Origin of the sequence: Enterobacter cloacae complex sp. P18RS (assembly GCF_014982105.1) — a bacterium.
Classification (GTDB): Bacteria; Pseudomonadota; Gammaproteobacteria; order Enterobacterales; family Enterobacteriaceae; genus Enterobacter; species Enterobacter hormaechei_C.
Genome location: NZ_JADCKV010000033.1, coordinates 1 through 21,971 on the forward strand (window position 1 = coordinate 1; position 21,971 = coordinate 21,971).

Consider the following 21,971-nt stretch of genomic DNA (forward strand, 5'->3'; position numbering starts at 1 on the left):
CATCCTTTTTATCAGGCATTAGCTTTGAATACACCAGCAATATGTTGCAATGGTGCTTTATTGTACGATTACACCGCAAAAAGAGTGATTGCTTCAGATCCATTACAACCAGAACAAGCTTCACAACTAGTTGACCTACTTGATAGTTACAATGTTCATAGTCTGATGTATGCCGATGATGCCATGTTCTACCAAAATCCAACTGGGCATATTACCCGAACAGAAAATTGGGCTAAATCGCTACCAGAGTCACAACGTCCAATCTTCAAACAAGTACCCTCTCTTCGTGAAGCATCTCAGAACGTTGATGCAATCTGGAAATTCGCCCTTACTGATTCTGATACTGAAAAACTACATAGCTTTGGTCAGATTGTAGAGCGTGAGCTTGGCCTTGCTTGTGAATGGTCTTGGCACGACCAAGTAGACATAGCACAAGCCGGAAATAGTAAGGGTAAACGCTTGGCACAATGGGTAGAGTCACAAGGTTTATCAATGAGCCAAGTGATAGCCTTTGGTGATAATTTCAACGACTTAAGTATGTTGAAGAATGCTGGCTTGGGTGTTGCTATGGGTAACGCTGTTGATGAAGTCAAAGCCTGTGCTGATTTAGTAATAGGTAACAATACTGAAACTGGGATAGCTGATGTAGTAAACCAGTACTTCTCAGAAGAAAAAATAACAGCGTGACACTGAAACAGGGAGGTTTGTAATGATAGAATTTAAACCAGAAATTGGAATGAGAATTTATATTGATGAACAGTTAGAACAATTTGGTTTTCATTTTAATAATGGCTTAACAACACTTGAAAATTTAAAGGCTGTTTTTGCATTACAAAGAAGGATACCAAGTGTCAAAAGAAGAATAGTAATCGAACTACCAGGAATTCAAGTGCCTAAGGAAACAGAAAAGGCATATGAATCAATCAGAAGGAAACTTACCCTTGGGTTATCCATAAAGCCACATCTTTCTTTAAGCACGTCGAAATACACATATAATGATCTTCTTTTAAACTCATGGAATATACATCATTTACATCTTTCAGAAGAACCATATAAAAAGGGATTCTTTAACCGAACTGGCCCCGTTTTATTTTGTATGTTTTTTGAAAATGCAGTTGTTTTCATAGACATTATGCCACATGGAATTGGATATTCAGATGTATGGGTTAACGAAGAATTGATAAAAAGGTTACATAAGTATCTTCCTGAATCTTTAGAGCAGTATAAAATGAAAGGTATTACAGGAGATAATTTAGATTCTAAACAACGATTGGCATTGCAAAAAAATCATTGTAACTATGCAATGAGAATGGAAGATGGAACTGTATATCAACTAATGGGAATTATGTCTAATGGCGATAGTTTCCATGACATACATAGATTAATGCATGTGCAAAGAATGGTTGATTATTTCTCTCAGGTAATAAAAGCAGATGAGAAAGCATTCAAGCAATCATTGGAAATAAAAGACACTGAGAATTTAGTATTAACGATAGCTTTCCACGAAAATGATATTAAACTGTATGCACCAAAACAAAAAACCATATTTAATATAAACCACCCTAAATAAAATTGGCCTCATATAAGAGGCCAATTAGATTACTTGCCCAAATCCAGAAAAGATTTTGGAGGCTTACTAATAATCATTTCCACACCATCTTTAGTGGACTTAAGGGATTTCATTAACTTACGAGCCGCATCAGGAAGCCGACTAAGTTTAACAACGAGATAACCACCCTTAACTTTTTTAATAACGCCATCTTTTTCAAGCTGTTCAAAGTCGATTGATGAGTACTCTTTTGCTTGTGCAACTATTGCACTGAACATCTCTTCTTTGGATAGATCATTCTCATTTTTCATAACAACCTCGAAGTTCTTTTGCACTTTTTCAGATTATCAGCACTGTCTATGAGTGATCAAGGAACATAGTAAAAAAATGTCGATATGCATAGCAAAACTAAAAATACTTCCACTATTATATTATTTTTCCGAATGAAAACCTTAATGGATTTGGCACCAGTTTATGGATATGCTCAAGTAGCTTCTCAGGCTGCGGAACGTCTTTTACATAAACATAGTCGATACTATAGAGATCTCTACAGTCGCGATCTGGAGATGTTATACTTCTTGGTTGAACCAATAATTGATCGTGTTGACGTACACAACCAATATCAAAAAAGTGATAACGATATTGTTTCTGATATTCTTAGGATAGTACGATGAAAAAGATGTTTAGCGTGTGGTGGCAAGAATTAGTTAGGCTTGTGATGCAAGTTTATATACCTATTGGTTTAACTATTATCTTTGGTATGCTCGCTGTGACCTTTTGGGAAGATTACGCATTAATATCTACTGTTATATTCTTGATAGTTGCGTTTATTGTAAGTGATCGTATATTCAAACCAAAAAAGAAGCAATAAATTCACTTCAAAACAATTCGCCTCTTTAACGAGGCGATTAGCTTATTTCGAAAGCAATTCTTTAAACATACCTGCATGCATTATAGAAACAACAAATGATGAAAATGCTAATGAAGGATATATTTGTTGTAAAGTAGCTGGGTCTGATACCCACTCCATTACAAGAGTTAAGATATAAAAAGTAATGGTAGAGAAGATTAAAAAATACAATATTGTGAATAACCAGCGTAAAGAGCTATTCTGAATATCAAAAAGTTTCGCTATGAATGGTGTTACTAACCCCATAAGCATAGTAGCCCAGCCTGCCAATACCGCGATGATATAGGCCACCACAAAAGTAAAGAAAATCCCGGAGAATGTTAGATCATCACCATACCCAGCTTCAGTTATGTCGTTACGTACACCAACCAATACAATCCCAGCAGGAAGGATTGAGGCTATCAACAACGCCCCTGTTCCAGTAAATGTACGTTTTATTGCTGCTTCGCTTATTGCCATTTGTCGTAACTTCCCTTGTATGAATTAACCTACAGATAATTCAGGTTAAATGAAGATGCGTTAACATCTTTTAACATGTATGTGTAAGTATCGGCATGTGCATCTAAATCTTTAGCTTTGTGACTGATATGAATGAAGATCCTGTAAGCGTGGCTGACGGTGAAGTATCCGGTACTGGATTTCGTAGGTTCTCACTGCAATACTGTACAAACACACAGTAAATGCGGGAGGGCTTAAGATGGGCAATAAGAATTCGTTTGATCCAAGCGTTAGAAAAGGTGTTCAGGTGTTTTGGCAGTGTGGACAACGGATAGTGGTTGTTCATCCGGGCGGGTACTTAGAACGTATTGAAGACGGGCAATGTGTCTTGTTCGAGACATCGCCTCATGAGGTTGGTACTCGTTTGTATTGGTTCGGTGTGGCTTCGAGTAACGCATACTACTTTATGCTTGAGGTAGCTCAACCAGTGGATATCTTCGCCGTTGGTAGTTGGTTCTACGCTCAACAAGCTATGTTAGAGGTACATGATAAGGATGATTCATTCTGTGATATGCAGGGTGAACTACCGTTTTGATAGCACCTTAATCAAGGTTGTGGTAAATAAGTGTTAATGTAATCTGACGAAGAGAATAATAATGGATTGGGGTAATGCATCAGACATAATCAGTGCTGGATGTAATGTAGCAATGGCTGCTGCTGCTGGTTACGCTGCTTTCAATGCTAAACAATGGTTTTCTCAACGTTCTCATACTAAAGGTTTCGATAAAGCTGAAGAATTGTTGTCCAAAATTGATATACAATATGAATACACCGTAAAACTTCGCAAATCATTAAGCGATATGTGGGACTATTTAGAAAATATTGAAAAGGAGATAACACTCTTTAATAAAGAGAAAAATGATTTTTATTCAGGATTAGTGGTGCAATGTAATAACAATATACAGAACATTGAAAAAATAATGCATGATTTACAAATAATTGAAAGATGGTCTGTTAGAATCAAAAAGCCAGAATATATATATGATGTGTTATTCTCTTTTCTTGAATTGTACTCTTGTTTTAAGATGTTATGTTTAACTTTTGATTTAAACATGGAAATTTATTTTAAGAATTCAGATTCTGAATTAACTAATTCAGCATTCAGAAAAAACTACCGAGAAACTAAGAATGCCCTTATAAAAAATGACAAACAATACAACTCACTAACGAAGCATAAATTCACGCAGTTATTTTCGATAAAATAACATATCTAAAAGTATATTGTTCGCCTAAAGTATGAAACACAAGATAGCTGTTCTGTATGCCTGTTAAAGGGCAAAATAACTGGGTTTATGGATGAGGTAGAGGATGAGAAACAAGTCACGCCACACCCACACCTTCAACAAACCTACCCATCGTGGGGGGCGTGAGGTTATGAGTGTACTTGATTGCGTTTCCAGGGGTAAAGTACAATATTTGATCAATCAATTTGATTGCGGATTTTATCAACAATGGAATTAAAAAAAACAAATTTTGCTTTACTAGGCATCGTCATAGGACTGTTCATCGTTGCAGTTTTAGTACTTATCAAGGTTCTTTTTCTGGATGCTAAAGAATTCGAATGGGGGAGCGTAACTGATTGGGTAAGTGCTGCATGTAATTTGGCGATGGCTGGAGCGGCTGTCTATGCTGCGTACAATGCGAAAGATTGGATCTCTCCTAAGATACAACATGAAGGGTTCAAGCAAGCCAGTACGTGTATGGCTGAAATGGTACAGTTGAGGATACTTCAACAACATTTGATATCCAGTTACAGATTACGGATCATACAGAATAGTAATCCTACCCCAATGGAGCTACAAGATGCCTTTAAACGGCATCATGAAATATGGCAAGAATTCAGTAAAAAAGTAATTGACTTTGGAACAAGATGTGAAAGTTTAACAGTATGGAAAATTTCTGTATTACAAACAGATAAATTCCTTCTATTAATTAAAACATTAAACCGTGTTAATAGACTACATTCTGATATGTTACGGCTATATAATAATGAGAGTGATTTATATAATGTTCTTTTATCATGGAAAGAAAAAAATGACGATATCGAAGAGCTTCATCATTTATTAGCCCAATCAATTAAAGACTTAACTGTTGATTTCGATACTCTCTTTAAATAATCACATTCCACCTCGTATGAGGTGGATATAACTGGAGATGTAATACAGCACTTTCTTATAATGAGTGAAAGACAATTTCAGCGGCTTTTCTTACTGTATCAATGTAAGGATTGATTAAACTTTCGTTAAAATACTCCTCCTTACGTTCGTTTATGGTTAGATACTGAAAAGGTTCGCCTAAATCCCATACTCGCGAATCGCGGGTTTCCATTTGAAGGCCATCAATACCATTAGTTTCAATGCGTACTTCCTCTGTAACATAAAGAAAGTAATATGTTCCATCATCGTAGTTGTTAAATTCCATTCTTATCATTTCAAAAATTCCATAGTGGGTTAGTACTGCTAAGCCTTCTATGTATTTACTAATAATTAAGAATTCAGCACATAAACAGTACATATAGCTATATGAAAATTACCCCCACTATATTCAGTGAGGGTACTTAATAAAATGAGGTATTAGCGTTTGTTTTGGAACTTTCTGAGGGCTAAGCGTATGAGTAGGAACAGTACCGTAGCGTAGATGAGCACCACCACGATTAAGGCTATGAATCTTACTGGATCTGCATCAGCTTCATATGACCCGCTCAGGCCGGAACCGAAAGTACTATAGGCGGTATCCATAGCCCATTGCGTTATGCCGTTCAGGGGCTTACCAAAGCTTGATAACCACCATGAAAAGATGATGCAGATACTATATAAGGCTGCATACTTAACGAATCCTACAGTTCGCATAGTTGCTCCCCCCTGCACGTCCACCCAGCCATACGCCATTAATCCAGTTCTGGAACCTGGTACTTTAACCTTTTTTGTACGTAGCAACTAACTACGGACAGTATAGAAATCAGGGCGATTTACGAATGTTATGCATCCCTCTGATACACCCGTTCCATCTGGCCGTAATGGATGCAAACGGAAACTACCCCGCGATACACCATTAATCAGAATGCTATCTGTCATGGTTTGAGCACTGAAGAGTGCAAACCATTCGGAGTGATCGTTACCAGTGATTGTATCAATCCCCCATGCCCGGATCTGATTCAGAGTAGAACCAGTTGGCCTATCAACTATCCAGTACCGTCCGATGCGCGACGTGATTGCCTTTGGCGATAACTATAACGACATCAGCATGCTGGAAGCGGCCGGAACGGGCGTGGCGATGGGTAATGCCGATGACGGGGTGAAAGCGCGCGCTGACGTGGTGATTGGCGATAACACCACCGACAGCATCGCGCAGTATATTTATACCCACCTGCTGTAATCAGGCGGTGATGGAGACGCTCTTGATTTGCGCGTAAAGCCACAGGCCAGGCTTGATACCCAGCTCATCCCTGGCCCACGGACTGATGCGCGCCCACAGCGTTCTGCTGCCCACTTCCAGCTGCACTTCCACCTGGCCGTTATCATCAAAACACTGCGCCACTTTTGCGCGCAAAATATTGCGGATACTGGTTTGCAGCGGCGGTTGCAGGACCAGGGAGACATCCGACGCCTGAATGCGGATCCGTAACGTGGACTGAATCGGCATATCGATTTTATTCACCCACAAATGCTGATCGCCCAGCGCCAGCGCGGTCATCGCGTAGTGCGGATGGTGCTCCAGCACGCTCACCTTCAGAATGCTGCTCTGCTGCTCCTTTGGCAGCCATGGATGCATAACGCTGCTGCCCCACACCTCCTCCAGATTGCCGAATGCCTTCACCCTGCCCGCTTCCAGCACCAGCACTTTGTCGGCCAGATGTAAGATCTCATCCAGCGAATGGCTGACGTAGAGCATGGGCACGTTGATTTCCCGCGCCAGACGTTGCAGATACGGCAGCAGCTCGCGCTTGCGCGGAATATCCAGCGAGGCCAGCGGCTCATCCAGCAGCAACAGTTCCGGCGCGGTTAACAGGGCGCGGCCAATCGCCACGCGCTGTTTTTCACCCCCCGACAGCGACGACGGCAGACGATCCAGCAGCGGTTCGATGCCCAGCAGCGCCACCAGCTTATCGAACTGTCCGGCCATGTTTTTTGCCATGCCGTAACGCAGGTTCCCGCGAACGCTGTAGTGCGGAAACAGGCGCGCATCCTGAAACACATAGCCGATACGGCGTTTGTCCGGTGACAGGCAGACCTTCTTCTCCGCGTCATTTAAGACGCGGTTATTTAGCACAATACGGCCAGACTGGGGACGCGTCAGGCCGCTAATCGCATTAATCAGCGACGTTTTCCCCGCCCCGGACACGCCAAAAATGGCGGTGATACCGCTGGCAGGCAGCGTTTCGTTCAGCGTCAGGGTGTGGCTGCCCAGGGTTTGCGTAAAGTTGAGTTCCAGCATCACGATTTCCCCATCCGTTCACGGCTGAGGCGCGCCAGCCACTCAGATACCAGCAGCGAGACCAGAGCGAGCACAATCGAAATAATACACAGCCGGGCCGCCGCACCTTCGCCGCCCGGGGTCTGAATCAGGGTATACATGGCCGACGGGATGGTCCGCGTCTCGCCGGGAATGTTCGACACAAAGGTGATGGTCGCGCCAAACTCACCCAACGAGCGGGCGAAGGCTAACACCGTACCGACGATAATGCCCGGTAACGTGAGCGGAAGCGTAATGGTCAGGAATACCCGCCAGCGGCCTGCGCCCAGCGTGCGGGCGGCCTGTTCTAACCGGATATCTACCCCTTCCAGCGCCAGGCGGATAGCGCGCACCATCAGCGGGAAGGACATTACTGCCGCGGCCAGAACCGCGCCGCGCCAGCTGAAAGCAAAGGTCAGTCCGAACCAGTCGTACAGCCATTCGCCGATAAAACCGCGCCGCCCCATGGAGATCAGCAGCAGATATCCGACCACCACAGGCGGTAAGACAAGCGGAAGATGGAGAACACTGTCGAGCAGGGCTTTGCCTGGAAACTTCACGCGAACCAGTAACCAGGCAAAGAACACCCCAAAGGGCAAACTCAGCGCAACCGCCAGGGAAGAGACTTTCAGGCTCAGCAGCACGGCCTGCCATTCAGGTTCGGTCAATATCATTCGTGAGTCGTAAATCCGTAACGTTTAAAGATCGCGGACGCTTCCGGCCCCTTCAGGTAGTCAACAAAGGCCGTCACGGTCGCATTTTTATGTCCATCAACTATCGCAACAGGATATTCTACTTTCTTATGCGAGTCTTCCGGGAAGGTGCCCACCACCTTCACACCTTTACTGGCGACGGCATCGGAGCCGTAAACGATCCCGAGTGGCGCTTCGTTACGCTCCACCAGCGCCAGCGCGCCACGCACATCTTCTGCGGGAGCCAGCTTCGGCGATAAGGTCTCCCATGCACCCAGTTTTTGTAGCGCTTCTTTCGCATAAATCCCGGCAGGAACATGCTCCGGATCGCCTACCGCCAGACGGCCACCGTTGAGCAGACGGGTCCAGTCCGTCTGTTTGTTGATGGCGATGTCGTCCTGCTTGCTGTTTGTGGGCGCGACCACCACCAGGCTATTTCCCAGCAGCGTTTCGCGGGTAGCCGTATCAACAGATTTTTTCTCCACCGCGTAATCCATCCATTTCTGATCGGCAGAGATGAACAGATCCGCGGGTGCCCCCGCTTCAATCTGGCGGGCCAGCGTGGACGAGGAGGCAAACGACGAGACCACCTCGACGTTTTTCTCTTTTTTGTATACCGCAGCAATATCCTGCATCGCGTTAGTCAGCGACGCCGCCGCAAAGACCGTGATTTTTCCTTCATCCGCCAGTGCGTGGGCGGTGAGTGAGAGAGTCAGCGTTGCCCCTGCGAAAAGGCGTACCCATGAACGTGCCATTTGAAGCTCCTGTGCGTGTCGTTATATACAAATAAATATAACGATATATCGCAGGCGTTCCTAGCGCTAAATCGTACCCATTAATGCGTAAACTCAAGGAACGTTGTAAAAGATATCGGCGGGAAAGGAATAAACTTGAGAGCAAAACGCCCGGGCTGGCCGGGCGTTTTGGAGGAAATCATTGCTGCTTTTTAGGCTGGTCACGACGATGACCAATGTTCGAAAAGACGTTGAACACTTCACCCAGGCCGTAGATGGCACCGAGGATGATAGCCATCACTACTGGCACCATGATTACCGCGAATACCAGACTTTTCAACAACTCTAACATGGTTTTCTCCAGATCTTGTGAACGGCTTATTCTACCCTGAAAAGTAAGAAAAACATCCCCTTTTGTGCGGTGCGCTTTCCGCCCCCGGGCATTTGGGTCACAATAGCCTTTTTACCGGGACACTGTTATGCAGGCCGAAATTCTCCTCACCCTACGACTTCAGCAGAAGCTTTTCGCCGATCCGCGACGCATCGCCCTGTTAAAACAAATAGAACAAACTGGCTCGATTAGCCAGGGAGCCAAAAACGCCGGCATCAGCTATAAAAGCGCCTGGGATGCGATTAACGACATGAACACCCTGAGCGAACATACGCTGGTTGAGCGCGCCACCGGCGGGAAAGGCGGCGGCGGCGCCGTGTTGACGCGTTATGGGCAACGTCTGATCCAGCTCTACGATTTACTGGCGCAGATCCAGCAAAAAGCATTTGATGTGCTGAGCGATGACGACAACCTGCCGCTGGACAGCCTGCTGGGCGCCATCTCCCGTTTCTCTTTGCAGACCAGCGCCCGCAACCAGTGGTTTGGTACGGTGACGGGGCGCGATCATTCGCAGGTGCAGGAGCATATAGAGATTCTGCTCGCGGACGGTACGACGCGCCTGAAAGCCGCCATCACCGCGCAAAGTGGTCAACGCCTTGGGCTGAACGAAGGTCAGGAGGTGCTGGTATTACTCAAAGCGCCCTGGATCAGCATCGCACTCAACCCTGAGCAGGCCGCAGAGGCCGACAACCAGCTACGCGGGCGTATCAGCCACATCGAGCGCGGCGCAGAACAATGTGAAGTGCTGATGACCCTGCCGGATGGACAGTTGCTCTGCGCCACCGTTCCGGTGAACGACGCGACCGAATTAGACGAAGGTGCTGTGGTGACCGCATATTTCAATGCAGACAGGGTAATTATCGCCACATTGTGCTAAGCGCATTGACAACCCTGCTTACAGTGAGTATCCCTGACATCTGTTGCTGCAAAAAATGGGATAACACATGTCATCATTGCATATTTCGCAAGGCACGTTTCGTCTTAGCGATACCCGTACCTTATCGCTGCCAGAGTTAACCCTTCGCGCCGGAGAAAGCTGGGCGTTTGTGGGCACGAATGGCAGCGGAAAATCCGCGCTGGCCCGCGCTCTGGCAGGCGAATTAACCCAACTGAAGGGTGAACGTCGCTGCACCTTTACCCGGCTGACGCGCCTTTCCTTCGAACAGCTGCAAAAGCTGGTCAGCGATGAGTGGCAGCGTAACAATACCGATTTGCTCAGCCCCGGCGAAGAAGATACCGGCCGCACGACGGCGGAAATTATCCAGGATGAGATAAAAGATCCTGCCCGCTGTCAGCAGCTGGCGGAGCAATTTGGCATTACCGCCCTGCTTAATCGCCGCTTTAAATACCTTTCAACCGGTGAAACGCGCAAAACGCTGCTGTGTCAGGCGCTGATGAGCGAGCCGGAACTCCTGATCCTGGATGAACCGTTTGACGGACTGGATGTGCAATCCCGCGCGCAGCTGGCAGCGTTGCTGGCGTCGCTTAACCAGCAGGGATACACGCTTGTGCTGGTTCTTAACCGCTTTGATGAGATCCCGGATTTCGTACATTATGCGGGCGTGCTGGCGGACTGTAGCCTGACCGAAACCGGCGAGAAAGCCGTACTGCTTCGGCAGGCGCTGATTGCGCAGCTGGCGCACAGCGAGAAACTGGACGGTATTGCCCTGCCGGAGCCGGATGCGCCTTCAGCACGCCACGGGCTGGACCCTGACCAGCCGCGCATTGTGCTGCGCGATGGGGTGGTTGCTTACGACGATCGCCCTATTCTTAATCACCTCAGCTGGACGGTTAATCCTGGTGAGCACTGGCAGATCGTCGGCCCCAACGGGGCGGGTAAATCCACGCTGCTGAGCCTGATCACCGGGGATCACCCGCAGGGATACAGCAACGATCTCACCCTGTTCGGCCGTCGCCGCGGCAGCGGGGAAACCATCTGGGATATCAAAAAGCACATCGGCTATGTCAGCAGCAGCCTGCACCTGGACTACCGGGTGAGCACCACGGTGCGAAACGTGATCCTCTCTGGCTTCTTCGACTCCATTGGTATTTATCAGGCGGTATCCGACAAGCAGCACAAGCTGGCGCAGCAGTGGCTGGATATTCTGGGTATGGATAACCGGGTCGCCGATGCGCCATTCCACAGCCTGTCGTGGGGGCAGCAGCGGCTGGCATTGATCGTCCGCGCGCTGGTCAAGCACCCTACGCTGCTGATTCTTGACGAACCGTTGCAGGGGCTGGATCCGCTCAACCGTCAGCTGATCCGCCGCTTTGTGGATGTCCTGATTAGCGAAGGTGAAACCCAGCTGCTGTTTGTGTCCCACCATGCTGAAGATGCCCCGTCCTGCATCACCCATCGGCTGGAATTTGTCCCTGACGGCGAGCAATACCGCTACCTGCTGAGCAAAATCGATTAACACATGGAGGGCGCTGCCCTCCGCTTTTCAGACAACCTGCAACAATACATCTCTATCTCTTTGATCTACAATGCACTCAGTCTGTGAAAAAGCGCGTGTGAAAACCAGTGTAAACGATACCACTATTTTATCCCATGTCACACTTTTCGCGTCTCTGATATGCTATGGTTAATTCATACCATAAGCCTAATGGAGCGAAATATGCGAGTTCTGGTAACAGGTGGTAGCGGTTACATAGGAAGTCATACCTGTGTGCAACTGCTGCAAAGCGGCCACGATGTCGTCATTCTTGATAACCTGTGCAACAGTAAGCGCAGCGTGCTGCCGGTCATTGAACGCCTTTCGGGTAAACAGCCGACTTTCGTGGAAGGCGACATCCGCAATGAAGCATTGATGACTGAAATCCTTCACGATCACGCGATTGAAACCGTTATCCACTTCGCGGGCCTGAAAGCGGTTGGCGAATCGGTGGCAAAACCGCTTGAGTACTATGACAACAACGTTAACGGTACCCTGCGTCTGATCTCCGCCATGCGAGCGGCCAACGTTAAAAATTTTATCTTCAGCTCCTCCGCGACCGTCTACGGCGATCAGCCAAAAATCCCTTACGTTGAAAGCTTCCCGACCGGTACGCCGCAAAGCCCGTATGGCAAAAGCAAGCTGATGGTAGAGCAGATCCTGACCGACCTGCAAAAAGCCCAGCCTGAGTGGAGCATCGCCTTGCTGCGCTACTTCAACCCGGTCGGCGCACATCCGTCAGGTGATATGGGCGAAGATCCGCAGGGCATTCCTAATAACCTGATGCCGTATATCGCGCAGGTTGCCGTAGGGCGCCGCGATTCCCTGGCGATTTTTGGTAACGATTATCCCACCGAAGATGGCACCGGCGTGCGCGATTACATTCACGTCATGGATCTGGCCGACGGCCACGTGGCGGCGATGCAGCAGCTGGCTGATAAACCGGGCGTGCATATTTACAACCTCGGCGCCGGGATCGGCAGCAGCGTGCTGGACGTGGTGAATGCCTTCAGTAAAGCCTGCGGCAAGCCGGTGAATTATCACTTCGCTCCCCGCCGGGATGGCGACCTCCCGGCTTACTGGGCCGATGCCACCAAAGCGGATAAAGAGCTTAACTGGCGTGTCACCCGCACGCTTGATGAAATGGCACAGGATACCTGGCACTGGCAGTCGCGCCATCCGCAAGGCTATCCAGATTAAGGATTTGTCATGACGCAATTCAATCCCGTCGATCACCCGCATCGTCGTTTTAACCCGCTCAGCGGGCAATGGATTTTAGTTTCACCGCATCGCGCCAAGCGCCCCTGGCAGGGCGCGCAAGAGACGCCGGCTAAACAGACGCTGCCGCAGCATGATCCGGACTGTTTCCTCTGCCCGGGCAATACGCGCGTGACGGGCGATAAAAACCCGGACTACCAAGGCACCTTCGTGTTTACTAACGACTTTGCCGCGCTGATGACCGATACGCCGGACGCGCCGGAAAGCCATGACCCGCTGATGCGCTGCGAAAGCGCCCGCGGCACCAGCCGCGTGATCTGCTTCTCGCCCGATCACAGCAAAACGCTGCCGGAGCTGAGCGTGGAGGCGCTGAAAGAGGTGGTCAGCACCTGGCAGGCGCAAACCGCAGAGCTGGGGCAGAGCTATCCCTGGGTGCAGGTGTTCGAAAACAAAGGCGCGGCGATGGGCTGCTCCAACCCGCATCCGCACGGTCAGATCTGGGCGAACAGCTTCCTGCCGAATGAAGCCGAGCGTGAGGACCGACTGCAAAAAGCATATTTCGCCCAGAACGGTTCGCCGATGCTGGTGGATTACACCCAGCGTGAGCTGGCGGATGGCAGCCGTACCGTGGTGGAAACCGAGCACTGGCTTGCGGTGGTCCCTTACTGGGCGGCGTGGCCGTTTGAGACGCTGCTGCTGCCTAAAGCCCATGTTCAGCGCATTACCGAACTCAGCGACGCCCAGCGTGACGACCTGGCGCTGGCGCTGAAAAAACTGACCAGCCGCTACGACAACCTCTTCCAGTGCTCCTTCCCCTACTCCATGGGCTGGCACGGCGCGCCGTTTAACGGCGAAGAGAATCAACACTGGCAGTTACATGCACACTTCTACCCGCCGCTGCTGCGTTCTGCGACGGTACGTAAATTCATGGTGGGCTATGAAATGCTGGCGGAAACCCAGCGCGACCTGACGGCGGAACAGGCGGCAGAACGTCTGCGTGCCGTTAGCGACGTCCATTACCGCGAATCAGGAGTCTAAAAAATGAGTCTGAAAGATAAAACACAATCCCTGTTTGCTGAAAAATTTGGCTACCCTGCCACCCATGTTATCCAGGCGCCAGGCCGCGTTAATCTGATCGGCGAGCACACCGACTATAACGACGGTTTTGTCCTGCCGTGTGCCATCGACTACCAGACGGTGATCAGCTGCGCGAAACGCGACGATCGTCATGTGCGAGTGATCGCCGCGGATTACGGCAACGAAATTGACGAATTTTCCCTCGATGCGCCGATCGTGACCCACGAAAGCCAGCAGTGGTCGAACTATGTTCGCGGCGTGGTGAAGCACCTGCAAAAGCGTAACAAGAATTTCGGCGGGGCCGATCTGGTGATCAGCGGCAACGTGCCGCAGGGGGCGGGATTAAGCTCTTCCGCATCGCTGGAAGTGGCGGTCGGCACCGTGTTCCAGCAGCTTTATCATCTGCCGCTGGACGGGGCGCAAATCGCCCTCAACGGTCAGGAAGCGGAAAACCAGTTCGTAGGCTGCAACTGCGGCATTATGGATCAGCTGATTTCCGCGCTGGGCAAGAAAGAACACGCTTTGCTGATTGACTGCCGCTCGCTCGGGACCAAAGCGGTTCCGCTGCCTAAAGGTGCGGCTGTGGTGATCATCAACAGCAACTTCAAACGCACCCTGGTGGGCAGCGAGTACAACACCCGTCGCGAACAGTGCGAAACCGGCGCGCGCTTCTTCCAGCAGCCAGCCCTGCGTGATGTCTCACTTGATGAATTTAACAAGGTTGCCCACGAGCTGGATCCGGTTGTCACGAAGCGCGTGCGCCATATACTGACGGAAAATACCCGCACCGTAGAAGCCGCCTCCGCGCTGGCGAAAGGTGACCTGAAACGGATGGGCGAGCTGATGGCCGAATCGCATGCCTCCATGCGTGACGATTTCGAAATCACCGTGCCGCAAATCGACACCCTGGTTGAAATTGTGAAAGCCACGATTGGCGACAAAGGCGGCGTGCGTATGACCGGCGGCGGATTTGGCGGGTGCGTCGTCGCCCTGGTGCCGGAAGAGCTGGTCCCTGCCATTCAGGACGCGGTGGCTAAACAGTACGAAGCCAAAACGGGCATCAAAGAAACTTTCTATGTCTGCAAAGCATCACAAGGAGCCGGACAGTGCTAAACGAAACACCAACACTCGCACCGGATGGTCTGCCGTATCGCCTGTTAACCCTGCGCAACAGCGCCGGGATGGTGGTTACGCTGATGGACTGGGGCGCAACGTTACTTTCTGCCCGCGTACCGATGCCTGACGGCAGCGTGCGCGAAACCCTGCTTGGCTGCGCATCGCCGGAGCAGTATATCGAGCAGACCGCTTTTCTGGGCGCATCCATAGGCCGCTACGCTAACCGCATCGCCAGAAGCCAGTTTACGCTGGACGGCGTAACGTATTCCCTGCTTGCCAGCCAGGGCGAAAATCAGCTGCACGGCGGCCCGGAAGGGTTTGATAAACGTCGCTGGAAGATTGTGCAGCAAAATGACGGTGAGGTCTGGTTCTCTCTGGACTCCCTCGATGGAGACCAGGGCTTCCCGGGCAATCTCACTGCAACCGCGCGCTTCACCCTGACCGAAGATAATCGCATCGCCATTGAGTATCGCGCGACCGTCGATAAGCCGTGCCCGGTCAACCTGACTAACCACGCCTATTTCAACCTTGACGGTAATCAGACCGATGTCCGCAGCCACAAACTCCAGATCCTGGCGGACGAGTATCTCCCGGTCGATGAGATGGGTATCCCTTATCAGGCGCTGAAACCGGTAAGCGGAAATAGCTTTGATTTCCGACAGCCGAAAACCATTGCTCAGGATTTCCTGAGTGATGACGATCAGCGCAAGGTGAAAGGCTACGACCACGCGTTCCAGTTGCAGGCAAAAGGCGATCTTTCTCAACCTGCCGCACAGGTCTGGTCTGCTGATGAGAAGTTACAGATGACGGTCTACACCACCGCCCCTGCCCTACAGTTCTACTCCGGTAACTATCTGGAGGGTACTACGGCGCGTGAACATGACGCCTACGGCGCCTGGCAAGGACTGGCGCTGGAGAGCGAGTTCCTTCCGGACACGCCTAACCATCCTGAATGGCCGCAGCCGGACTGTGTGCTACGTCCGGGTGAAGAGTACGTAAGCGTCACCGAGTATCATTTCATTCCGCGCGCTTAATGTCCGGCGGCGCACGGGCCTACGAATATAGGCCTGATAAGCGAAGCGCCATCCGGCAAAAAAGACTGGCCCTCATCGCGAGGGCTTTTTTATCTCCGCCTTGCTGAAAATAGCGGCGATCGCAGACAAAATCATAACCCTGGATTCACATGCATCTTACACTCTCGAACTATTTTCGCTATGGTTAGGGTTAATCGTTGCTGCTGGCACAGTCACGGCAATATAATGAGAATTGTTATCATTCAAAATGCTTGAGGAGTAAGAAATGGCTAATACTAAGCTTGTCCTGGTGCGCCACGGCGAAAGCCAGTGGAACAACGAAAACCGCTTCACCGGTTGGTATGACGTTGATCTGTCCGAGAAAGGCGTGAGCGAAGCAAAAGCGGCAGGTAAACTGCTGAAAGAAGAAGGCTTCACCTTTGACTTTGCTTACACCTCTGTGCTGAAACGTGCCATCCATACCCTGTGGAACGTTCTGGACGAGCTGGATCAGGCCTGGCTGCCGGTTGAGAAATCCTGGAAACTGAACGAGCGTCACTACGGTGCGCTGCAAGGCCTGAACAAAGCGGAAACCGCAGAAAAATACGGTGACGAGCAGGTTAAGCAGTGGCGTCGTGGTTTTGCGGTCACGCCTCCAGAGCTGAGCAAAGATGACGAGCGCTATCCGGGCCACGATCCGCGTTACGCGAAGCTGACTGAGGCTGAACTGCCGCAGACCGAAAGCCTGGCGCTGACCATCGACCGCGTTGTGCCTTACTGGAACGAAACCATTCTGCCACGCCTGAAAAGCGGCGAGCGCGTCATTATCGCTGCTCACGGTAACTCCCTGCGTGCGCTGGTGAAATACCTGGACAACATGGGCGAAGATGAAATCCTCGAGCTGAATATCCCTACCGGCGTGCCGCTGGTGTACGAGTTCGACGAAAACTTCAAGCCAGTTAAACATTACTACCTGGGTAACGCCGACGAAATCGCTGCAAAAGCGGCGGCCGTGGCGAACCAGGGTAAAGCGAAGTAATATTCGCCGGACATAAAAAAAGCGTGGAGCAATCCACGCTTTTTTATTGCCCGGGACAAACTTAGCCGCGACGCGCTTTAACCGCATCCGCCAACTGACGCAGGATCGCATCGGTATCGTCCCAGCCAATGCAGGCATCCGTCACGCTCTTACCGTAGACCAGCGGCTCGCTGCCCTCCAGGTTCTGGTTGCCTTCCACCAGATGGCTCTCAATCATCACCCCAATCACTGCGCGTTCACCGCTGGCGATTTGCTGACACACATCTGCGCCGACTTCCATCTGCTTTTTAAACTGTTTGCTGGAGTTGGCATGGCTGAAATCGATCATCACCTGCGGTGCCAGACCCGCTTTCTCCAGCCCTGCTTTTACCTCCGCTACGTGTTTAGCACTGTAGTTAGGCTCTTTACCGCCGCGCAGTATGATATGGCAATCGCCATTACCGCTGGTATTCACGATAGCGGAGTGGCCCCACTTGGTCACCGACAGGAAGCAGTGCGGTGCGCCAGCCGCATTAATGGCGTCAATAGCGACTTTAATGGTGCCATCAGTGCCATTTTTGAACCCCACCGGGCATGACAGGCCAGACGCCAGCTCACGGTGAACCTGAGATTCCGTCGTACGCGCGCCAATAGCGCCCCAGCTCATCAGGTCAGCCAGATACTGCGGGGTGATCATATCGAGGAATTCTCCGGCAGCAGGCAGCCCGCTGTCGTTGATCTCCAGCAGCAGCTTACGCGCAATGCGCAGGCCGTCGTTGATCTGGAAACTGTTGTCCATATGCGGATCGTTGATCAACCCTTTCCAGCCCACGGTGGTACGCGGTTTTTCGAAATAAACGCGCATCACGATTTCCAGTTCGCCTTTCAGCTCTTCACGCAAGGCGAGCAGACGCGACGCATACTCTTTGGCCGCAGCAGGATCGTGAATGGAGCACGGCCCAATGACTACCAGAAGACGATCGTCGCTACCTTTCAGGATCTTGTGGATCGCCTTGCGGGCATGAGACACCGTGTTGGCGGCATTTTCGGTGGCGGGGAATTTTTCAAGGAGCGCTACGGGAGGTAATAACTCATTGATCTCTTTAATGCGTAAATCGTCGTTCTGATAATTCATCTTCTTTCCGGCTCTGCCATATCTTTAGTAATGAAAGCAATCCTTTCAATCTAACTTGTCGGCCACGAAGTGTAAACGGGCTTTTACACTTCGCGCAGATAATTCCTGGAATTCGCCTAAAATACACAACAAAATAGCGAAAAATGAGATCTCGCCTAAGCTTTTTACTTGTAACGACTGTTTTTAAATATTTATACGCGATTCCATCCTGACATAAATCAGGAAACTGGGATCTTTCGCCACTGAACAAGATGCACTGTTGGAGAATGTTATCCAGCGTAACGATAAGAACAGGAGCACCATGATGAAAATGACGAAACTGACTACGCTTTTCCTGACGGCAACCCTTACTCTGGCAAGCGGTAGCGTACTGGCTGCTGACGCAGGCTCATCCGGCAGCAATGGCGACGCTAATGCCGCTGCCGAAGCGGGCCAGGTTGCGCCGGATGCAAAACAGAATATTGCGCCAAACAATGTTGATAACAGTAATATCAACACGGGCAATACCAACACCGGCGGGACGAGCACAGGCACGATGAACCATGAGGGTATGACCACCGACGAGGTTCATAAAAACTCTGTGTGTAAAGACGGGAAATGCCCGGACCCGAATGACAAAGTAGGCAGCGATGCCAATACCAAAACGGACGGTACTACCCAGTAACCTTCCGTAAGGTAAAACAGGGAGAGCGAATGCTCTCCTTTTTTATTTAAGCTCTTAAAAACGCTAAACTAAAAATAATAATAAATCAGGAACGATACCATGGCGCACTCCCACTCCCACTCCCACTCCACTGGCGATGAAAATGCCAAACGGCTTCTGCTGGCTTTTGGCGTCACTGCCACCTTTATGATAATTGAGGTAACAGGCGGGCTGATATCCGGATCGCTGGCGCTGCTGGCCGATGCCGGGCATATGCTGACCGACGCTGCCGCGCTCCTGTTTGCTCTGCTGGCCGTGCAGTTTGCCCGTCGCCCTCCCAATACCCGCCACACCTTTGGCTGGCTCAGACTGACCACGCTTGCCGCCTTTGTGAATGCGATTGCACTGGTGGTCATTACTCTTCTTATCGTCTGGGAGGCTTTTCAGCGCTTTCGGCATCCACAACCGATAGCCGGGACGACAATGATGGTTATCGCCATTGCCGGGTTGGTCGCCAATATTCTGGCGTTCTGGATATTGCACCGCGGTAGCAGTGAAAAAAATCTGAACGTACGGGCCGCGGCGCTTCATGTGCTGGGCGATCTGCTGGGTTCCGTAGGGGCCATCGTAGCCGCGCTGATCATTATGGGCACGGGCTGGACCCCTATCGACCCGATTCTTTCCGTGCTGGTATCGTGCCTTGTATTACGCAGTGCCTGGCGGCTGTTGAAAGAGAGCGTCAATGAGCTGCTGGAAGGCGCTCCCACGTCGCTGGATATTGGCGAGCTAAAACGCAATCTGTGTCGTTCCATTCCTGAAGTCCGTAACGTTCACCACGTTCACGTCTGGCTGGTGGGTGAGAAACCGCTTATGACGCTGCACGTTCAGGTTATTCCGCCCCACGATCACGATGCGTTGCTTGAACGTATTCGGCACTTCCTTGAGCATCACTACGAAATTGCGCACGCCACCATCCAGATGGAGTATCAGCCATGTAACGGGCCAGACTGTCACCTGAACGAGGCGCAGTCCGGCCACTCACACGCCCATCACCATTAACGGGAAAGCGCGCGCGAGCCACGCTCACGCGCGCTGTTAATCCACATGCGGCTACCGTTCAGGGCAATGACCGTCAGCAGCATGTACTCCAGCGACATGGCATAAACACCCTGGCGGGCAAAAATCACCACGCTAATGACGTTGATGACCACCCACAGCAGCCAGTTCTCAACGTATTTACGGGTCATCAGGATCATTGCGGCAATCGACAACACCATCATGCAGGAATCCCAGAACGGGAAGGCATCCGGCTGAAGCTCAGGCATCGTCACGTTTAATCCCAGACCCGACATGACCGAGACCGCCACGCGCGTCAGGAAGGCAAATACCGGATCAATAAAGACGGTCATAAAGCCGATAGCTACCACGCAGGCCGCGAACCAGGTGATGGCTTTTGGCAACGGCAGCCAGCGGATTTGCAGTTCCGCCTCCTGCTGACTGTTTTGCCGAGACCAGGCGTACCAGCCATAGATATTGGCTGCGAAGAAGAACAGTTGTAGAAGCAGGCTGGCGTAGAGCTGGATCTGGAAGAAGATGATCGCAAACAGCGTGACGTTTATCAGCCCGAACGCATAGTTGCTGATCTTCTCAAGGCTGGCCAGCCAGATACAGAGTAAACCGGCCAGCGTACCCACCGCTTCAATCCACGACAGGTCATAGCCGCCCGCACCAATCGGGATATGAACCAGGATGTTCTGTGTGCTAAAAAAATCCATTTTTTCTCCGGGGCGTAATAAGTTAAGTACGTAGTGTAGCCGCAAAATCCAGCATACGGTTAAGTGGAATTAACGCGCCTTCACGCAGAGCGGCATCCACGTGGATCTCATGCGCTGCGCCACCGTTTTCCAGCCCCTCCGCAATCGCTTTGAGCCCATTCATCGCCATCCACGGGCAATGCGCGCAGCTTCGGCAGGTCGCCCCTTCTCCGGCGGTCGGCGCTTCGAGCAACGTTTTTTCCGGCACGGCCTGCTGCATCTTGTAGAAGATACCGCGATCGGTCGCCACAATGAGCTGCTTGTGTGACAGGGTTTTCGCAGCATGAATGAGCTGGCTGGTTGACCCGACGGCATCCGCCATGTCGACGATGGACTGCGGGGATTCCGGGTGCACCAGAATCGCGGCGTCCGGGTATAACCCTCTCATGCGCGTCAGGGCCTGGGTCTTAAACTCGTCGTGAACGATACAGGCGCCCTGCCAGCACAGCACATCCGCACCGGTTTGTTTTTGTACATAGTTTCCCAGGTGACGATCGGGCGCCCAGATGATTTTCTCCCCCAGGCTGTCCAGATGCTCAATCAGCTCAACGGCGATACTGGAGGTCACTACCCAGTCTGCCCGGGCTTTCACCGCCGCAGACGTGTTGGCATAGACCACCACGGTACGATCAGGGTGGGCATCACAGAAGGCGGTGAACTCATCAATCGGGCAACCGAGGTCAAGGGAGCATTCGGCATTCAGCGTCGGCATCAGTATGGTTTTTTCCGGGCTGAGAATTTTTGCCGTTTCGCCCATGAAGCGCACACCTGCAACCAGCAGCGTGGAGGCAGGATGTTTTGCACCGAAACGCGCCATTTCCAGGGAATCTGAGATACAGCCGCCCGTCTCTTCTGCCAGCTGCTGAATTTCCGGGTCGGTGTAGTAATGCGCCACCATCACCGCATCACGCTCTTTAAGCAGGCGCTTAATTTTTTCACGATAGAACTGTTTTTCATCCCGGCTTAGCGGAGCTGGCTTCGGCGGGAAGGGATAGATTGCGGTTTCGGGATCAAACATCACACTCATTATGGCTTCTCGTTTTACTGGCTTAACAATATTGCCTTTGTTTTGCATGAGATAACAAAAATGAGGCAATGGTGTTTTGTATACTAAACAAGATAGCGAATTTGAGGGGGAATGTCATCGGGAATTGATGCCGGTAGCATCTGTCGGGTGGCGGCTTCGCCTTACCCGACCTACAAGGCACTGGCGAACGACAGATAGCAAAAAGGCGCCTTTAGGGCGCCTTTCAACACTGGTGGGTCGTGCAGGATT

The 21,971-nt window shown here is 50.6% G+C and carries 26 protein-coding genes and 1 pseudogene; 16 read left to right on the forward strand and 11 right to left on the reverse strand.

Annotation, left to right across the window (positions count from 1 at the left end; translation table 11 throughout):
- Together INF61_RS21165 and INF61_RS21170 are read left to right on the forward strand one after the other, a co-directional pair.
- Positions 1 to 687: pyridoxal phosphatase (locus INF61_RS21165; protein WP_193548105.1), on the forward strand; the 687-nt coding region annotated here is incomplete at its 5' end.
- A gap of 22 nt (positions 688 to 709) precedes the next feature.
- Positions 710 to 1,570 carry a hypothetical protein gene (locus tag INF61_RS21170; RefSeq protein ID WP_159403177.1) on the forward strand — a complete coding sequence of 287 codons (861 nt, stop codon included), beginning with the start codon at positions 710 to 712 and terminating at the stop codon, positions 1,568 to 1,570.
- 29 nt (positions 1,571 to 1,599) lie between these two features.
- On the opposite strand, the gene INF61_RS21175 is transcribed toward INF61_RS21170, so the two are convergent.
- Entirely contained in the window at positions 1,600 to 1,860 is a 261-nt protein-coding gene (locus INF61_RS21175) for a hypothetical protein (protein ID WP_141393249.1), read from the reverse strand.
- Positions 1,861 to 2,219: 359 nt separating this feature from the next.
- Here INF61_RS21175 and INF61_RS21180 point away from each other — a divergent pair, with 359 nt between their 5' ends.
- On the forward strand, positions 2,220 to 2,420 hold the full coding sequence (locus tag INF61_RS21180) for a hypothetical protein (RefSeq protein ID WP_096205974.1): 201 nt from the start codon (positions 2,220 to 2,222) through the stop codon (positions 2,418 to 2,420).
- Between the two features lie 42 nt (positions 2,421 to 2,462).
- On the opposite strand, the gene INF61_RS21185 is transcribed toward INF61_RS21180, so the two are convergent.
- Complete coding sequence (locus INF61_RS21185) at positions 2,463 to 2,918, reverse strand: hypothetical protein (protein ID WP_096205976.1); 456 nt, start codon at positions 2,916 to 2,918, stop codon at positions 2,463 to 2,465.
- A 238-nt stretch (positions 2,919 to 3,156) separates the two neighbouring features.
- Between INF61_RS21185 and INF61_RS21190 the strand changes: the two genes are divergently transcribed.
- The 3 genes from INF61_RS21190 (at position 3,157) to INF61_RS21200 (ending at position 5,074) form a co-directional block, all read left to right on the forward strand.
- Positions 3,157 to 3,492, forward strand: coding sequence for a hypothetical protein (locus tag INF61_RS21190; RefSeq protein WP_159403176.1), 336 nt, complete (start codon positions 3,157 to 3,159; stop codon positions 3,490 to 3,492).
- A gap of 61 nt (positions 3,493 to 3,553) precedes the next feature.
- Positions 3,554 to 4,162 carry a hypothetical protein gene (locus tag INF61_RS21195; RefSeq protein ID WP_193548106.1) on the forward strand — a complete coding sequence of 203 codons (609 nt, stop codon included), beginning with the start codon at positions 3,554 to 3,556 and terminating at the stop codon, positions 4,160 to 4,162.
- A gap of 246 nt (positions 4,163 to 4,408) precedes the next feature.
- Positions 4,409 to 5,074: a hypothetical protein gene (locus INF61_RS21200; RefSeq protein ID WP_159403174.1), complete on the forward strand. Its 666-nt coding sequence runs from the start codon at positions 4,409 to 4,411 to the stop codon at positions 5,072 to 5,074.
- Positions 5,075 to 5,129: 55 nt separating this feature from the next.
- On the opposite strand, the gene INF61_RS21205 is transcribed toward INF61_RS21200, so the two are convergent.
- Both INF61_RS21205 and INF61_RS22960 read right to left on the reverse strand, forming a co-directional pair.
- A complete protein-coding gene (locus tag INF61_RS21205; protein WP_159403173.1) occupies positions 5,130 to 5,378 on the reverse strand; it encodes a hypothetical protein in 249 nt (82 codons plus the stop codon).
- Between the two features lie 515 nt (positions 5,379 to 5,893).
- Complete coding sequence (locus INF61_RS22960) at positions 5,894 to 6,169, reverse strand: tlde1 domain-containing protein (protein WP_369690049.1); 276 nt, start codon at positions 6,167 to 6,169, stop codon at positions 5,894 to 5,896.
- On the opposite strand from INF61_RS22960, the pseudogene INF61_RS21215 reads away from it, so the two are divergent.
- Positions 6,156 to 6,332 (forward strand): annotated as a pseudogene (locus tag INF61_RS21215) (HAD hydrolase family protein); the annotation flags it as partial. The gene INF61_RS22960 and the pseudogene INF61_RS21215 overlap by 14 nt on opposite strands.
- Here INF61_RS21215 and modC read toward each other — a convergent pair.
- The 4 genes from modC to INF61_RS21235 form a co-directional block, all read right to left on the reverse strand.
- Positions 6,333 to 7,391, reverse strand: coding sequence for a molybdenum ABC transporter ATP-binding protein ModC (gene modC / locus INF61_RS21220; protein WP_193548107.1), 1,059 nt, complete (start codon positions 7,389 to 7,391; stop codon positions 6,333 to 6,335).
- Entirely contained in the window at positions 7,391 to 8,083 is a 693-nt protein-coding gene (gene modB / locus INF61_RS21225) for a molybdate ABC transporter permease subunit (protein WP_003858545.1), read from the reverse strand. The genes modC and modB overlap by 1 nt, the downstream gene beginning before the upstream one ends.
- A complete protein-coding gene (modA, locus tag INF61_RS21230) occupies positions 8,080 to 8,856 on the reverse strand; it encodes a molybdate ABC transporter substrate-binding protein (RefSeq protein ID WP_017384951.1) in 777 nt (258 codons plus the stop codon). Before modA ends, modB begins: the two co-directional genes overlap by 4 nt.
- A gap of 178 nt (positions 8,857 to 9,034) precedes the next feature.
- Complete coding sequence (locus tag INF61_RS21235; protein WP_003858549.1) at positions 9,035 to 9,187, reverse strand: AcrZ family multidrug efflux pump-associated protein; 153 nt, start codon at positions 9,185 to 9,187, stop codon at positions 9,035 to 9,037.
- A gap of 127 nt (positions 9,188 to 9,314) precedes the next feature.
- On the opposite strand from INF61_RS21235, the gene modE reads away from it, so the two are divergent.
- The 7 genes from modE (at position 9,315) to gpmA (ending at position 17,124) form a co-directional block, all read left to right on the forward strand.
- A complete protein-coding gene (modE, locus tag INF61_RS21240) occupies positions 9,315 to 10,103 on the forward strand; it encodes a molybdenum-dependent transcriptional regulator (RefSeq protein WP_015571099.1) in 789 nt (262 codons plus the stop codon).
- Positions 10,104 to 10,170: 67 nt separating this feature from the next.
- Positions 10,171 to 11,643 carry a molybdate ABC transporter ATP-binding protein ModF gene (gene modF, locus INF61_RS21245; RefSeq protein WP_032647751.1) on the forward strand — a complete coding sequence of 491 codons (1,473 nt, stop codon included), beginning with the start codon at positions 10,171 to 10,173 and terminating at the stop codon, positions 11,641 to 11,643.
- A gap of 201 nt (positions 11,644 to 11,844) precedes the next feature.
- A complete protein-coding gene (gene galE / locus INF61_RS21250) occupies positions 11,845 to 12,861 on the forward strand; it encodes a UDP-glucose 4-epimerase GalE (RefSeq protein WP_193548108.1) in 1,017 nt (338 codons plus the stop codon).
- A gap of 9 nt (positions 12,862 to 12,870) precedes the next feature.
- A complete protein-coding gene (gene galT / locus INF61_RS21255) occupies positions 12,871 to 13,917 on the forward strand; it encodes a galactose-1-phosphate uridylyltransferase (RefSeq protein ID WP_017384954.1) in 1,047 nt (348 codons plus the stop codon).
- A gap of 3 nt (positions 13,918 to 13,920) precedes the next feature.
- Complete coding sequence (gene galK, locus INF61_RS21260; protein ID WP_045906621.1) at positions 13,921 to 15,069, forward strand: galactokinase; 1,149 nt, start codon at positions 13,921 to 13,923, stop codon at positions 15,067 to 15,069.
- Complete coding sequence (galM, locus tag INF61_RS21265; protein ID WP_032670321.1) at positions 15,063 to 16,106, forward strand: galactose-1-epimerase; 1,044 nt, start codon at positions 15,063 to 15,065, stop codon at positions 16,104 to 16,106. Before galK ends, galM begins: the two co-directional genes overlap by 7 nt.
- A 265-nt stretch (positions 16,107 to 16,371) precedes the next feature.
- Positions 16,372 to 17,124 carry a 2,3-diphosphoglycerate-dependent phosphoglycerate mutase gene (gene gpmA, locus INF61_RS21270; RefSeq protein ID WP_006809557.1) on the forward strand — a complete coding sequence of 251 codons (753 nt, stop codon included), beginning with the start codon at positions 16,372 to 16,374 and terminating at the stop codon, positions 17,122 to 17,124.
- 61 nt (positions 17,125 to 17,185) lie between these two features.
- On the opposite strand, the gene aroG is transcribed toward gpmA, so the two are convergent.
- Entirely contained in the window at positions 17,186 to 18,238 is a 1,053-nt protein-coding gene (gene aroG, locus INF61_RS21275; RefSeq protein ID WP_003858564.1) for a 3-deoxy-7-phosphoheptulonate synthase AroG, read from the reverse strand.
- Between the two features lie 304 nt (positions 18,239 to 18,542).
- Here aroG and INF61_RS21280 point away from each other — a divergent pair, with 304 nt between their 5' ends.
- Both INF61_RS21280 and zitB read left to right on the forward strand, forming a co-directional pair.
- Positions 18,543 to 18,902 carry a protein YbgS gene (locus INF61_RS21280; protein ID WP_017384957.1) on the forward strand — a complete coding sequence of 120 codons (360 nt, stop codon included), beginning with the start codon at positions 18,543 to 18,545 and terminating at the stop codon, positions 18,900 to 18,902.
- A gap of 99 nt (positions 18,903 to 19,001) precedes the next feature.
- Complete coding sequence (zitB, locus tag INF61_RS21285; protein WP_015571102.1) at positions 19,002 to 19,940, forward strand: CDF family zinc transporter ZitB; 939 nt, start codon at positions 19,002 to 19,004, stop codon at positions 19,938 to 19,940.
- On the opposite strand, the gene pnuC is transcribed toward zitB, so the two are convergent.
- Together pnuC and nadA are read right to left on the reverse strand one after the other, a co-directional pair.
- Entirely contained in the window at positions 19,937 to 20,656 is a 720-nt protein-coding gene (gene pnuC / locus INF61_RS21290) for a nicotinamide riboside transporter PnuC (RefSeq protein WP_017694131.1), read from the reverse strand. The two genes, zitB and pnuC, sit on opposite strands and share 4 nt — an antisense overlap.
- A 22-nt stretch (positions 20,657 to 20,678) precedes the next feature.
- On the reverse strand, positions 20,679 to 21,722 hold the full coding sequence (gene nadA, locus INF61_RS21295) for a quinolinate synthase NadA (RefSeq protein WP_017384960.1): 1,044 nt from the start codon (positions 21,720 to 21,722) through the stop codon (positions 20,679 to 20,681).
- Between the last annotated feature and the right edge of the window lie 249 nt (positions 21,723 to 21,971).

Coding starts and splice junctions, on each gene's coding strand:
- INF61_RS21280 (WP_017384957.1), top strand. CDS start 18,543: ATGAAAATGACGAAACTGACTACGCTTTTCCTGACGGCAACCCTTACT.
- nadA (WP_017384960.1), bottom strand. CDS start 21,722: ATGAGTGTGATGTTTGATCCCGAAACCGCAATCTATCCCTTCCCGCCG.
- gpmA (WP_006809557.1), top strand. CDS start 16,372: ATGGCTAATACTAAGCTTGTCCTGGTGCGCCACGGCGAAAGCCAGTGG.
- INF61_RS21205 (WP_159403173.1), bottom strand. CDS start 5,378: ATGGAATTTAACAACTACGATGATGGAACATATTACTTTCTTTATGTT.
- pnuC (WP_017694131.1), bottom strand. CDS start 20,656: ATGGATTTTTTTAGCACACAGAACATCCTGGTTCATATCCCGATTGGT.
- modB (WP_003858545.1), bottom strand. CDS start 8,083: ATGATATTGACCGAACCTGAATGGCAGGCCGTGCTGCTGAGCCTGAAA.
- INF61_RS21235 (WP_003858549.1), bottom strand. CDS start 9,187: ATGTTAGAGTTGTTGAAAAGTCTGGTATTCGCGGTAATCATGGTGCCA.
- modC (WP_193548107.1), bottom strand. CDS start 7,391: ATGCTGGAACTCAACTTTACGCAAACCCTGGGCAGCCACACCCTGACG.
- zitB (WP_015571102.1), top strand. CDS start 19,002: ATGGCGCACTCCCACTCCCACTCCCACTCCACTGGCGATGAAAATGCC.
- galE (WP_193548108.1), top strand. CDS start 11,845: ATGCGAGTTCTGGTAACAGGTGGTAGCGGTTACATAGGAAGTCATACC.
- INF61_RS21175 (WP_141393249.1), bottom strand. CDS start 1,860: ATGAAAAATGAGAATGATCTATCCAAAGAAGAGATGTTCAGTGCAATA.
- INF61_RS21200 (WP_159403174.1), top strand. CDS start 4,409: ATGGAATTAAAAAAAACAAATTTTGCTTTACTAGGCATCGTCATAGGA.
- modE (WP_015571099.1), top strand. CDS start 9,315: ATGCAGGCCGAAATTCTCCTCACCCTACGACTTCAGCAGAAGCTTTTC.
- INF61_RS21180 (WP_096205974.1), top strand. CDS start 2,220: ATGAAAAAGATGTTTAGCGTGTGGTGGCAAGAATTAGTTAGGCTTGTG.
- INF61_RS21170 (WP_159403177.1), top strand. CDS start 710: ATGATAGAATTTAAACCAGAAATTGGAATGAGAATTTATATTGATGAA.
- aroG (WP_003858564.1), bottom strand. CDS start 18,238: ATGAATTATCAGAACGACGATTTACGCATTAAAGAGATCAATGAGTTA.
- modF (WP_032647751.1), top strand. CDS start 10,171: ATGTCATCATTGCATATTTCGCAAGGCACGTTTCGTCTTAGCGATACC.
- modA (WP_017384951.1), bottom strand. CDS start 8,856: ATGGCACGTTCATGGGTACGCCTTTTCGCAGGGGCAACGCTGACTCTC.
- INF61_RS21190 (WP_159403176.1), top strand. CDS start 3,157: ATGGGCAATAAGAATTCGTTTGATCCAAGCGTTAGAAAAGGTGTTCAG.
- galT (WP_017384954.1), top strand. CDS start 12,871: ATGACGCAATTCAATCCCGTCGATCACCCGCATCGTCGTTTTAACCCG.
- galK (WP_045906621.1), top strand. CDS start 13,921: ATGAGTCTGAAAGATAAAACACAATCCCTGTTTGCTGAAAAATTTGGC.
- INF61_RS21185 (WP_096205976.1), bottom strand. CDS start 2,918: ATGGCAATAAGCGAAGCAGCAATAAAACGTACATTTACTGGAACAGGG.
- INF61_RS21195 (WP_193548106.1), top strand. CDS start 3,554: ATGGATTGGGGTAATGCATCAGACATAATCAGTGCTGGATGTAATGTA.